General features: G+C 66.9%; 9 protein-coding genes. 4 read left to right on the plus strand and 5 right to left on the minus strand.

All coding sequences use genetic code 11. From position 1 onward, the window contains the following. Positions 1 to 120 precede the first annotated feature (120 nt). A complete protein-coding gene (locus OHA42_RS09500; protein ID WP_406236263.1) occupies positions 121 to 3636 on the plus strand; it encodes an amino acid adenylation domain-containing protein in 3516 nt (1171 codons plus the stop codon). An 84-nt stretch (positions 3637 to 3720) separates the two neighbouring features. On the opposite strand, the gene OHA42_RS09505 is transcribed toward OHA42_RS09500, so the two are convergent. Both OHA42_RS09505 and OHA42_RS09510 read right to left on the minus strand, forming a co-directional pair. Continuing rightward, positions 3721 to 5100, minus strand: a complete 1380-nt coding sequence (locus tag OHA42_RS09505; RefSeq protein ID WP_406236265.1) for a SagB family peptide dehydrogenase — start codon at positions 5098 to 5100, stop codon at positions 3721 to 3723. 45 nt (positions 5101 to 5145) lie between these two features. Then, positions 5146 to 6126, minus strand: a complete 981-nt coding sequence (locus OHA42_RS09510; protein ID WP_406236266.1) for an ABC transporter substrate-binding protein — start codon at positions 6124 to 6126, stop codon at positions 5146 to 5148. A gap of 195 nt (positions 6127 to 6321) precedes the next feature. On the opposite strand from OHA42_RS09510, the gene OHA42_RS09515 reads away from it, so the two are divergent. Beyond that, a complete protein-coding gene (locus tag OHA42_RS09515; protein WP_406236268.1) occupies positions 6322 to 8109 on the plus strand; it encodes an MFS transporter in 1788 nt (595 codons plus the stop codon). Positions 8110 to 8135: 26 nt separating this feature from the next. Here OHA42_RS09515 and OHA42_RS09520 read toward each other — a convergent pair whose 3' ends face one another. After that, the gene (locus OHA42_RS09520; protein WP_406236270.1) at positions 8136 to 9119 is read right to left on the minus strand and encodes an ABC transporter substrate-binding protein; all 984 of its coding nucleotides are present in this window, start codon (positions 9117 to 9119) and stop codon (positions 8136 to 8138) included. 72 nt (positions 9120 to 9191) lie between these two features. On the opposite strand from OHA42_RS09520, the gene OHA42_RS09525 reads away from it, so the two are divergent. Both OHA42_RS09525 and OHA42_RS09530 read left to right on the plus strand, forming a co-directional pair. After that, positions 9192 to 10436, plus strand: a complete 1245-nt coding sequence (locus tag OHA42_RS09525) for an NAD(P)/FAD-dependent oxidoreductase (protein ID WP_406236272.1) — start codon at positions 9192 to 9194, stop codon at positions 10434 to 10436. 280 nt (positions 10437 to 10716) lie between these two features. Beyond that, a complete protein-coding gene (locus OHA42_RS09530; protein WP_328409206.1) occupies positions 10717 to 11298 on the plus strand; it encodes a Uma2 family endonuclease in 582 nt (193 codons plus the stop codon). A gap of 22 nt (positions 11299 to 11320) precedes the next feature. On the opposite strand, the gene OHA42_RS09535 is transcribed toward OHA42_RS09530, so the two are convergent. Both OHA42_RS09535 and OHA42_RS09540 read right to left on the minus strand, forming a co-directional pair. Next, positions 11321 to 11719 (minus strand): cupin domain-containing protein, encoded by a 399-nt coding sequence (locus OHA42_RS09535; RefSeq protein ID WP_406236273.1) that lies wholly within the window; start codon positions 11717 to 11719, stop codon positions 11321 to 11323. A gap of 23 nt (positions 11720 to 11742) precedes the next feature. Then, positions 11743 to 13179, minus strand: coding sequence for an MFS transporter (locus OHA42_RS09540; RefSeq protein WP_406236275.1), 1437 nt, complete (start codon positions 13177 to 13179; stop codon positions 11743 to 11745). Positions 13180 to 13213: the final 34 nt, after the last annotated feature.

Raw genomic sequence — 13213 nt, forward strand, 5'->3', positions numbered from 1 at the left:
GCGCGCATATCGAAAATAGGGTTACCTTACGAAGGTTAGGCAACCCTATTTTGTAAGCTAAGCTACCCCTGAGCAGTCTCGATCCGCCGGATGCGGCGGCAGACAAGGAGTGTTAGCGGAATGGAGTCGGCACAGCAGCGGGGGAACGACGCCGAGGGAATCGGCACGGCGGGGATCGACAAGGAGGAGATCCGGGCCGCGGTGGCGAGTCAGATCGGGCTCGGCGCAGGGGATATCGCTGATCACGACGACCTCATCCAGTTGGGTCTGGACTCGATCCGCACCATGAAGCTGGCCGGTGGCTGGCGCAAACGTGGGGTCGATATCAATTTCGCCCAGCTCGCGGCGAGTCCGACGGTGGCGTCCTGGCACGGTCTGCTCGGCGCGGGCGAGGTGGCCGGTCCCGCGCCCGAGCCGATTGCCGAGGTCGCCGCGTCCACGGTCGGCGAGCAGGATCCCTTCCCGCTGGCGGGCATGCAGCACGCGTACTGGATCGGCCGTTCCGACGAGCAGGAGCTCGGCGGTGTCGCGGCCCACCTCTACGTCGAATTCGACGGCGGCCGAATCGATCCGGAGCGGCTGGAGCGGGCCGTGGCCGAACTGCTTGCGGCGCACCCGATGTTGCGCACCCGATTCCTGCCGGACGGCACCCAGCAGGCCATGCCCGCGCCGGGTAGGCCCGTGTTTTCGGTCGTAGACCTGCGTGAACACGAGCCCGAGGCGGCCGAGGCTGTGCTGGCCGAACTGCGCGATCAGAAGACCCATCAGCGCCTCGCCATCGAGGACGGCCAGGTCGTCGACATCACGCTCACCCTGCGCGATGCCAACCGCACCCGGCTGCACCTGGATGTCGACATGCTGGCGGGCGACGCAATGAGCTACCGCCTGCTGATCTCCGACCTGGCCGAGTTGTATCACGGTGCGACGCCGCAGGTTCCGGGCTACAGCTTCCGGCGCTACCGCACCGAACGCCAGGAAGACACCACAGCACGCGAGCGCGACCGGCAGTGGTGGCAGCGGCGGCTGTCCGAGCTGCCGGGCGCACCCGAGCTGCCGACCGTCCCGGTCGGCGAGCGCACCGCCCCGCACCGCACCGTTCGCTACGACCACTGGCTGGCGCCGGAGGCCAAGCAGCGCCTGCTCGCCGCCGCACACGAGCGTGGCATCACCCCGGCCATGGCGTTGGCCGCGGTCTTCGCCGAAACCATCGGTGGCTGGTCGGCGCAGAGCCGGTTCCTGCTGAATGTGCCACTGTTCCACCGGGAACCGGTGCATCCCGATATCGACCGCGTGATCGGCGACTTCACCTCCTCGATCATGCTCGAGGTCGATGTCACCGAGAACATGTCGGTAGCCGACCGGGCCCGTGTGCTGCAGCGGAGCATGCACGAAAGTGGTGCGCACACTGCGTATTCCGGGCTCGAGGTGCTACGTGATCTGGGCAGGTACCAGGGTGAGCCGGTGCTGGCCCCGATTGTCTACACCAGCGCGCTGAACCTCGGCGAACTGTTCGCAGACAAGGTCACCGAGACTTTCGGCGAACCGGTGTGGATCATCTCGCAGGGGCCGCAGGTGCTGCTGGACGCCCAGGTGACCGAGGTCCGCGGCGGCCTGCTGCTCAACTGGGACGTCCGCGAATCGGCGTTCCTGGAAGGCATGATCGACGCCATGTTCGGGCGATACACCCAGGCGATCGCCCGGCTGGCCGACGGAGAAACGGGCTGGAACGCGGAGGCCGCGGTGCGGCTGCCGGTCGCCCAGGCCGAGGTGCGTGCCGCGGTCAACGCGACAGACGGACCGGTCAGCGGACGCTGCCTGCACCAGGGCTTCTTCGAGCACGCCGCGGCCGATGCCGATCTTCCCGCAGTGGTGTGGGGGCTCGGCGACGGCGCAGGCGCATGGAGCTACGGGGAACTGGCCGCGCGAGCGCTTGCCGTCGCGGGCGCCCTGCACGCAGAAGGGGTACGCCTCGGTGACGCCGTCGCCGTTCAGCTGCCCAAGGGGCCGGACCAGATCTTGGCCGTGCTCGGCGTACTCGCTGTCGGTGCGACCTATGTGCCGATCGGATTCGATCAGCCGGTCGGTCGCCGCGCCGAAATCCTGCGCACCGGTGAGGTTGTCGCCGCGCTGGTGGTCGAGGGTGCGGATATGGGCGCTCCCATCCCGTGCGTGCCGATCGGCGCGGCCGGTACATATCCGCGACCGCTCGACGGGCCGGTCTGTCCGGATACCGAACAGATCGCCTACGTGCTTTTCACCTCCGGCTCGACCGGCGTGCCCAAGGGCGTCGAGGTCCCGCACCGCGCGGCGATGAATATTATCGATGCGATCAACGATTGGTTCGATGTGGGCAGCGCCGATCGGTCCTTCGGGTTGTCCGCGCTGGAATTCGATCTCTCGGTCTATGACATCTTCGGCTTGCTCTCGGTGGGTGGCGCGGTGGTCGCCGTCGATCCGCACCAGCGTGTCGAGCCGACCACATGGGTGGAACTACTTCGCCGCCACCGGGTTTCGATCATCAACTGTGTGCCGAGCATGCTGGACACGATCCTGCAGATCGGTGGGGGCAACCTGGGTGACTCACTGCGCGCGGTCATTCTCGGCGGTGACTGGGTCGGCGCCGATCTGGCTCGCCGGTTGGCCCGCCAGGTGCCGGGCTGCCGATTCTCCGGACTGGGTGGCGCGACCGAGACCGCGATTCACAGCACCGTCTGCGAGTTCGTCGGTGCACCCCCCGCGCACTGGGTGACGGTGCCGTTCGGTGTTCCGCTGCGCAATGTCCGATGCCGGGTCGTCGCGCCGTCGGGGCGGGACTGCCCGGATTGGGTGCCCGGTGAACTCTGGGTCGGCGGTGCGAATGTGGCCACTGGCTACCGCAATGATCCGGAGCGAACCGCGCAGCGATTCGTCGAATTCGAAGGTGTCCGCTGGTACAAGACCGGCGACATGGCCAGGTACTGGCCCGACGGTACCGTCGAATTCCTCGGCCGCGCCGATCATCAGGTGCAGATCCGCGGCTACCGGGTCGAGCTGGGCGAGGTGGAGAGCGCGTTGCGCACTGTGCCCGGGGTCCGGCATGCCGTTGCGGCGGTGGTCGGTACGGGCGCGCCCAAGCTGGTCGCCGCGATCGCGGGTGATCCGGACGAGATCGGCGATATCACCACCGCGATGTCGGATCTGTTGCCGGGCTACATGGTTCCGACCAGGATCGAATTCCTCGAACAGATGCCGCTGACCGCCAACGCCAAGCTGGACCGGCGGGCGGTGGTAGCGCTGCTCGAACCCGACGCCGCAGATCCCCACGTCGGCGTCCCGGGCAATGACATCGAGGCGGCGTTGGTCGATATTGTCGCCGGGGTACTCGGCGTCGATTCGGTGGGGGTGTACGACGACTTCTTCGGGCTCGGAGGTGATTCGGTGCTTGCCACCACGGTTATTGCCTGGGTGCGCGAATGGCTCGATGTCGATCACGCGCTGGTCGCGGACATCTTTGCGGCCCGCACGGTTGCCGGACTCGCCACTCGTTTGGTGGATCGGGAAGCCGGGCGTGGTGAGCCGGATCGACTGGCCGCGGTCGCACGGTTGTACCTGGATATCGCGGCCATGAGCGACGAGGAGGTTCTTGCCCAGCTCTGAGGCTGTTGCACGACGAACGAACGAGGTCCCAGCGCCTGGGCGCTGGGACCTCGTTCGTTGTAGTCCTACTGGATTCGCGGCGATTCAGCGCGGCGCCGGGGAACCGATGATCATGCTGCCGACGCTGCACTCCGCCAACTCGTCCACGCCCGCGGCGGCCGCGAAAGCCGCTGTGTCGCCGAAACCTTGGGCACACGTGCCCAACCCCATGGCGGTCACCGTCAGGTAGATCGTCTGCATCAGTACGCCGACGTGCTTGAGGATGTTGGCATAGCCGACCTGCTCGTAGGCCCACATCACCCGGCCGGAACGGGCCGCCATGACCATGAGTACCTGGGGCTCGGCGCCCTGGGCCAACGTTGCCGACGTGGACTTCAAGAGTCGCGTCACCGCAGGCGAATCCGCAGCGGCGACGGGGCGCAGCACATGCTCGAACGAGTCGTAGTGATACATCCCCGGTGCCAGTCCGTCGACATTGCGCACCACTGGGTAGAGCTCGAGTTCGTAGACGCTGCCGCCCGACGGGTACGGCCGTGAGACCAGTTCCTCACCCTCGCCCACGGGCTGGGTGCTGCGGGTTCTGGCTGTGCGGTACAGCAATTCGGCCAGTTGGTCGATGGTGATCGGGTGCGCATCGTCGAAGGCCCTGGTCGAAACCCGGTCCTCCAAGACGGCCGTCAGCGTCGGATCCTCGGCCCGCGTCACCGCCAGATCCGGGACCCTCAGCGCCACCGCCTCGCCCGGATAGCTGGCCTTGCGCGCGGGCGGCTGCGGGAACTGTCCCTTCGCCCACTTGGTCGGGCCGAAATGCTCCCAGGTGACGGTGCGCTCGCCGAGCGTGCTGCGCCGGTGGAACCACAGGTCGGGCAGACTCCAACTGCGCGTACTGAATTCACGGTCCTCCGCGTCCGCGTCCGGCACCAGGAATCCGCACCAGTGCAGATCCTCGGCGAACTGCGATTTCACGGCGACCGGCAGATTCGCGTCGGCCGCGCCCGGTCCGTCCAGCAACGCGAGCAGCCGTGGATCGTGGATGCGCAGATCGCACCACGCCTGCGGGTGCTCTAGCACGAAGCCTTCGGAATCCCGGTGCAGCACCGCGAATTTCGACAGCGTCGCCGACCATGAGAGAGGAGTCGTCGGTCGCGGCGCAGGCTGTCCGAACGGGCGGATGGTGTAGAGGTCGCGTCCGCCGTCCCGCACGGTGACCGACAGCCAGCCGGCGTCGGCGAGACGGTCCATCAGCCCGGCGACATCGTCTCCGCCCGCGGCAGCCGACATCTCCGACACCGTCGCCGGTCCCCGGTTCAGCGTCTCGAGCGCCTGGAGCTGACCGGCGGCCAGACCGGTCAGCTTCTCGTTACGCGGCGGATTCAGCAGCACCGCGCCGGCCGGGGTCGTCAGGCAGGTGACACCGTCACGCAGCGCGAATCTGGTCTGGTCGGGATAAGTGACGGCGGGCAAAACCGCGAACCTCCGCTAGTGGAACCGATGGGACTGGCGCGCTGCCTATTTCGCCGCTGTGGCGAAGGCAGGCTCGAGCTTATCGAGGATGTAGGGCACCGAAAGCGCGGTCGGCTGGTTCACCGCGCTGATCTCCTGGGTGGTGAGGAATACGACGGAGCCCTTCTTCACCGCCGGCAGCTCGGCGTATCCGGGCAGCTGCCGGTACTTTTCGTCCAGGCCGGGGGAGTAGCCGGCCAGCAGCACGTCGGCGGTGAGCTCGTCGACGCGTTCGGGCGAGAGTGAGAGACGGCCCTGGTTGGCAGCATGGTCGGTAAGGTTCTTGGGGATGCTCAGGCCGAGCTGGCTGAACACCTTGGACGAGCCGTCGTTCGGGTCGGTCAGCACCATCAGCTGTGTGGGGCCGGCCAGCCAGGTGCTCGCGAAGGTCTTGCCCTTCAGACCCGGGTTCGCCGTGGTGATCGCGGCGATCTTCTCGTCCACCTTCGCGATCACCTTGGTCGCGTCGTCCTGCTTGTGCAGTGCCTTACCGAGCGCGTTGACCTGCTCCTGCCACGGGGTGACGGCCTCCTTGGTCAGGCCGGGGAGAGTCGGCGCGACCCGCGAGAGCTCGTCGTAGGTCTTCTGGTCGGCGATGAAGGTGTCGACCAGGATGAGATCGGGCTCGAGCGCGGCGACCTGCTCGGCCAGGTTGCCCGAGGTGTTCAAAGCCTTCGCGGACTCCAAGGTTTTCGGCTGCCACGGCGGTGTGCTCTTGGAGGCGACCGCGACATTGTCGATGTAGCCGACCGGAGTCACGCCGAGCGCCAGCGCGGTGTCGAGCCACTGATTGCCGAGGGTGACAACCTTTTTCGGGGTGCCTTCGATGGTGGTCTCGCCGCGCGCGTGGGTGATGGTGACCGAGGGGCCGCCCGAGCCGGTGTCGTCGCTCGACGATCCGCATGCGGTGACGCCGAGGGCGAGGACCCCGGCGAGCACGGCCACCGTTGCACGCGCCCATCTGCGGGATGCTCGAACAGACTTCATCGTTGAACCCTCCTTCGTCGAGGAACTTCCCCGACTCGACTCCTTCGAGCCACCAGCCTTAAGTCAGCCAAGGCTAACCTATCTTGCCCCCGGATTCGATGAGTGGGTGCGCGTCCGAAGGGTGGGACCGCGACTTGATCGTTACATCGGCTAACTATATAGTTTGCGAAGCTAATATCTCTGCAAGGGGCCGCCGTGACGAATCCATCCACCGATCTCGACCTCGGCGATGTCCGAACCATCCGCCGCCGGTTGCGTTACGACCGGGACCATCCGCGCTACAAGTGGATCGTCCTGACCAACACCACCCTCGGCGTGCTGCTCACCGCGATCAATTCGTCGATCGTGCTGATCTCGCTGCCCGCGATCTTCCGCGGTATCGGTCTGAACCCGCTCGATGCGGGAAATGTCGGCTACCTGCTCTGGATTCTGATGGGGTACCTGCTGGCGACGGCCGTGCTCGTGGTGATGTTCGGGCGGCTCGGCGACATCTTCGGACGCGTGCGCATCTACAACCTCGGCTTCGCGGTGTTCGCACTCTGTGCGATCGCGCTGTCCTTCGATCCGTGGGACGGCGGGTCCGGGGCGATGTGGATCATCGTCTGGCGGGTCGTGCAGGGTGTCGGCGGGGCCATGCTCATGGCCAACTCCTCGGCGATTCTCACCGACGCCTTCCCGGCGAATCAGCGCGGCACCGCGCTCGGCATCAATATGGTTGCCGCGGTGGCCGGTTCGTTCCTCGGCCTGCTCATCGGCGGCGTGCTTTCGGAGTGGGACTGGCGCGCGGTGTTCTGGGTGAGCGTCCCGATCGGCATCCTCGGCGCCGTCTGGTCCTACCGGTCGCTGCACGAGGTCGGTGTGCGCGCGGAAGGCACGGTGGACTGGGCGGGCACCATCCTCTTCGGGCTCGGCCTGACTGCGCTGCTCACCGGCATCACCTATGGCATCCAGCCCTACGGTGGGCATGCCACGGGTTGGTACAGCCCGTGGGTGTTGTCGGCGGTGATCGGCGGCATCGTGCTGCTCGGGGTGTTCTGTGTGGTGGAGAGTCGGATCGCCGATCCGATGTTCAATCTGGCCTTGTTCCGCAACCGGACGTTCGGCCTCGGCAACTTCGCCAACCTCATGGTTTCCATCGGCCGCGGCGGCATGCAGTTCATGCTGATCATCTGGTTGCAGGGCATCTGGCTGCCGTTGCACGGCTACGACTTCGAATCGACCCCGCTGTGGGCAGGTATCTACCTGCTGCCGCTGACCGTGGGATTCCTTGCCGCAGGACCGATTTCGGGCTGGCTGTCGGATCGCTACGGCGCGAGGCTGTTCACCACCGGCGGTGCCGTGATCGCGGGGCTGACTTTCCTGTTGCTGCTGGTGATCCCGGTCGACTTCGACTACTGGCTGTTCGCGCTGATCATTCTGATCAATGGAATCGGCAGCGGGTTGTTCTTCTCGCCCAACACTGCCGCGATCATGTCCAGCGTCCCCGCCGCCCAGCGCGGCGCCGCCTCCGGCATGCGCGGCACACTCTTCAATGGTGGCAACGCCCTGTCCATGGGAATCTTCTTCTCCCTCATGGTCGTCGGCCTCGCCGCCGGTCTGCCCGCGGCGCTCGACTCCGGGCTGCGCGCGCAGGGCGTCTCGGCCGACGCCGCCGCCCAGCTTGCCGGGATGCCCCCGGTGGCCAGCATGTTCGCCGCCTTCCTCGGCTTCAACCCGATTCAGGAATTGCTCGGCCCCTCCGGCGAATTGAGTAAGCCTGGTGTCGACGCCGGCACCCTGACCGGCCAGGAGTTCTTCCCGCAACTACTCACCGGGCCGTTCCACTCCGGTCTGATCGTCGTGTTCGTCGCGGCGGCCGTGATGATGTTCCTTGCCGCCGCCGCGTCCTACTTAGCGGGCGACAAGTACGTCCATGACGAGGGCGTCGAGCTTGCCGAGGCGGCCGCGCCGGCCGAGGTCACGGTGCCGGTCCCGGCGCGCTGACACTGCGCCCCGGGCGCGGGCATTGCTTACTTGGCGGCGTTGGCGAACGCGGGCTGCAGCTTGTCGAGCAGATACGGCACCGACAGCGCGGTCGGCTGGTTGACCCCGCCGAGCTCTTGGATGGTCAAGAACGCGACAGCGCCCTTCTGCACCGCGGGCAGCTCACGGAAACCCGGCAGCTGACGGTAGGTTTCGTCCATGCCGGGGGAGTAGCCGGCCAGCAGCAGATCCGCGGTGAGTTCGTCGACGCGTTCCGGCGCCAGTGCCAGCCTGCCCTGACTGGCCGGTTGGTCGGCAAGGTTCTTCGGAATGCCCAGGCCGAGCTGGGTGAAAATCTGGCCGGCGACGGTGTTCGGGTCGGTGAGCACTATCAGCTGGGCCGGGCTCGCCAGCCAGGTGCTCGCGACGGTCTTGCCCCTCAGTCCCGGGTTCGCCTGCGTGATGGTCCCGACCTTCTTGTCCACATCGGCGATGACCTTGCTCGCCCGATCCGTCCTACGCAGTACCGCACCGAGCGCGGTCACCTGATCCCGCCATGGCACGACCGTCTCGTTGCTCAGCGCCGGCAGCGTCGGTGCGATCTTGGACAGCTCGTCGTACGACTGCTGATCGGCCAGCAGCCCGTCCACGAGAATCAGATCCGGTTTCAGCGCCGCGGCCTGCGCGGCGATATTGCCGGTGGTGTTCAACGCCGTCGCGCCACGTAGCGAGTCGGGCTCCCACGGCGGGGTCGAGTTGGGCACCGTCGCAGCAGTATCGATATAGCCGACCGGAGTCACCCCGAGCGCCAAGGCGGTATCCATCCACTGATTACCCAGCGCGACAACCCTTTTCGGAGACCCTTCCACTGTGGTTGTGCCGCGTGCGTGGGCGATGGTGACGGGTTCGCCGCTGCCGGGTTCTGTGTCGTTGCTCGAAGGCCCGTAGGTGACGATTCCGAGGGCCAGCCCACCGACGAGCACCACGACCGCGGCCAGTGCCCAGCCACGGGGTATCCGAACAGACTTCATCGTTTGAACCCCTTTCGCCCAGGCGTGTCCCTGGCGGTGCCCAGTATCGGTCAGCCTAGTTAGAATGACGATGTGCAGCGCGCTGCAGCGACCGATCCTTCGCATGTCGTGGTTCTCGGGTCCGGGTTTGCGGGTCTGTGGGCGGCGCTCGCGGCGGCCCGGCGGCTCGACGAGCTCGGTGTGGCGGTCGGAACCGTCGATATCACGATGATCAGTTCCACGCCGTACCACGACATCCGCGTGCGCGACTATGAGACCGATCTGAGCACATCCCGCATCCCGCTGAGCGCTCTTCTCGATCCGGTCGGAATCCAGCACATCATCGGCGAAGTGACGGCGATCGATGCTCTGGCGCGGGTCGTGGAATCCACCGCGGGCGCTCACGGCTACGACCGGCTGGTGCTCGCGTTGGGCAGCCAGGTGGTCAAGCCCGATATCCCTGGCCTGCGGGAGTTCGGTTTCGACATCGACACCCATGACGCAGCGACCAGACTGCAAGCCCACCTGCGCCGGCTCGGCGAGGGCCCCGCTGACCCGGCGGCCACGACAGTAGTCGTCGTCGGGGCAGGTTTGACGGGGATCGAAGAGGCGACTGAGCTGCCCGCGATGCTCGCCGACGCCTTTGCCACGCGTGCCGTCGCACCGCGGGTCATCCTGATCGACCGCAACCCGTTCGTCGGCTCGGACATGGGCGCATCGGCGCGACCGGTCATCGAGGCGGCGCTGGCCTACATCGGGATCGAGACCAAGTTGGGCGTCGGGGTCGTCGCCGTCGACGAGCGTGCCGTCACGCTCTCCACGGGTGAAGTGGTGACCGCCGCCACCGTCGTCTGGTGTGCCGGCATGCGGGCCAACCCGCTGACCGCAGAGTTCGGGGTCGACTGCGACCGGCTGGGTCGACTCCCCGTCGACGATTATCTGCGGGTCTGCGGTGTGCCCGGGGTATTCGCCGCCGGTGACGTCGCCGCCGCAAAAATGGACGACGAGCATATGTCGGTGATGTCCTGCCAGCACAGCCGCCCGATGGGCCGATGGGCCGGATACAACGTCATCGGCGATCTTCTGGGCAAGCCAGTGAAGCCATTGCGGATCCCTTGGTATGTAACGGTTCTCGATCTGGGACCGGCAGGCGCGGTGTATACCGAGGGCTGGGACCGCCACGTGGTCGCGTGCGGCGAGGAGGCCAAAGACACCAAGCGCGCCATCAACACCCGGCGTATCTATCCTCCGTTGAGCCGCGACCGCGACGCATTGATGGCCGCCGCCGCGTCCGAACTGCAGGCCGCGCCCGAGCACGGACCCGAGTCCACCCATTGACTACCAATTGCGCTGACGGATACATAATCCGACAGAAGAGGCAACGATCTCGGTGGTGACGGGTGCCTTCCGCACAGCACGTGTCTCGCCCCGACAACCGAAGGTTCTGACAAACGCATCGCCGACTGACAGGCACACCCGACAAGTGATCGCGCCCGACGCAGCCACTACCAGCACCGATCCCGACTCACGCCATGATCACGAAGTCCGGCTGGGTACTAGGCCGACCAGGGTCCTCGGGCGGCAACGCATCGGGTTGCCGCCTGGGTAGGCTGCCACCATGACGATCGAACCGTCCGGCCACCTGCCGCACGAGATGACCGAGGAGCAGTACCGTCAGCTGCCCGAGGCTATGGCGCGCGAGATCGAGGTTGTGCACGGGCATGTGATTGTCTGCGAGTCCCCTGTACCCGAGCACAATCGGGTAGCACGCAGACTGGCAGGCGCCATGGAGCAGCTGCCGAGTACTGAGCCGTGCATCCGGGTGGAGACCGATATAGATGTGGTGTTGTGGCGAGTGCCGAAGTTCACGTTCCGTCGGCCCGATGTGACGGTGTACCGGTGCTTGCCCGAACGCGGCGCGAAGCCGGAGGCCGGCGATGCGTTGATCGTGGTCGAGGTTTCGTCTCCGTCCACCGCGGCCGAAGACTTGCTGGACAAGAAGGCCCAATACGCCCGGGCCGGCATTCCGCTCTACCTGGTCGTCGCACTCGACACCAAGTACGACATCGAAGAGGTCCGCGAGTTCAGGCTCGACGCCCATGCCGCCGAGTATCGGCTGCATCGGCTGCATCGCGATGGATTCCTGCAGCTCGAGCATGTCGTGCTCGGCGAGATCAGCTTCGCGGACCTCGTTCGATAGTCAGCGAGATTCCTGTCGAGAGTTACTCGGCTACCGATCTGGCGACCGGTTCTCGACGGGTGCTGCCGCGCAGCCCGATCGACATGATGTCGGAGGGTTGGTCGAGTTCGATGCGGTGCCAACGGCCGCGTGGCACAACGTAAGCCGTGCCGGCGGTCAGATGGACCATGGTCTCGGCGTCGCCGGGGTGTTCCGGTCGCAGGTACAGGCGCATCGCTCCGGATAGGCAGCACACCGCCTCTTCGGAGGATGGGTGGACTTCCCAGTGGTCGGCGTGCACATCGGCGTTGGTCTCGACATGGAATGTGGCGAGCTGCCAGCCGTCGGAGCCGGTGCTCATTCGACGTTCGCCCGCGCGGACGTTGCCGTCGGGGCGAAAGTGCAGGCCGCTGTCGAACAGGTCGATCGGTGTCTGGCTCATGGGTTTTCCTTCCTCGGGTACTGCTATGGACGTGCGGGGGAGAGTTCTTCGTGCAGAGGCGCTTTCGGGGCGACGCGGTGGGCGGCCGGCAGGACCACGGCGGCGACAAGGGCGGCGGTGCCGAACACGAGTGCCGCGATACCGAGGGCGAGCGCGTAGCCGTCGTTGAGTCCGGCGGGATCGACGCGGGTACCGGAGCGGCTCGCGGCGATGGTGGCGAGCGCGGCGACGCCGACGCTGCCGCCGAGTTGTCGGGCGCTGTTGAACACGCCCGATGCCATGCCCGCCTCTTGTCCCGCAACGCCCATGGTCGCCGCCGCGGCGACCGGAGCCAGGCACAGTCCGAGGCCGAAGCCGCCGACCAGCGAGGGGCCGAGCACGTCGGTGACGAAGCTGCCATCGGGACTGATCAGCGCGAACCAGCCGATGCCCGCGGCAGTGAGCAGGCCGCCGCCGATGAGTGCGGTCTTCGGTGAGCGTCGCGCGCCGACCCGGGTGGCGACCACCGTGCCGATGATCACGGTCAGCGAGAACGGCAGGAAGGCCGCGCCGGTCGCGCCCGCGCTCATCCCCAACACCTGCTGCATATACAGCGACACCAGGTAGAAAGCGGAGAATTGTCCTGCGGCGGCGAGGAATACGAAGAGGTTCGCGCCGGTGACCCAGCGACTGCGGAACAGTCCGAGGCGAACGAGGGGAGTGGCGACCCGCGCCTCCACGGCAAGGAAGCAGGCCAGCACGACGACGCTCGCGGTCAGCGTGGCAATCGTGACACCCGAGGTCCAGCCGTAGTGATCGGTGCGCACCACCCCGATCACCAGCAGGCCGATGCCCGCGGTCGCGAGCACCGCGCCGAGCGCATCGAGGCGGCCTGCGGCGTGGTCGCGACGATCGGCTGCCACGCCCGCCGCCACCGCCGCGAGCGCGATCGCGACGATCGGGATATTGATCAGCATTACCCAGCGCCAGTTCGCGTACTCGGTCAGCAGCCCGCCGACCAGCACGCCCATCGCGCCGCCCGCGGCATTCACCGCACTCCACACGCCGAGCGCCCGCATCCGGGCGGGCCCTTCGGTGAAGGTGGTGGTCAGGGTGGCAAGCGCGGCGGGCGCAACCCCCGCCGCCGCCATGCCCTGCACGGCGCGTGCGGCCACCAGCTGCCACGGCGCCTGTGCGAAACCGCCTGCCATCGAGGCGATTCCGAAGACGACCAGCCCGGCGGCGAACAACCTTCGCCGTCCGAACAGATCGCACGCTTTGCCGCCGAGCAGCAGAAACCCGCCGAAGGTCAGCGCGTAGATGTGCACCACCCAGGCCAGCTCGAGCGGCGCGAATCCCAGATCGGCGCGGATTGCGGGCAGCGCGACATTCACGACCGCCATGTCGAGGGCCACCATGAACTGCGCGACGGCCACGGCCGCCAAGGCGACTCCCGGCCGCCCACTCAAATTTTTATACACGTATAAAAACTAACGCCAGAGCGGCCCCGTGTCC

The sequence above is a fragment of the Nocardia sp. NBC_01009 genome (assembly GCF_045208035.1).
In the GTDB taxonomy this organism is placed as follows: Bacteria; Actinomycetota; Actinomycetes; order Mycobacteriales; family Mycobacteriaceae; genus Nocardia.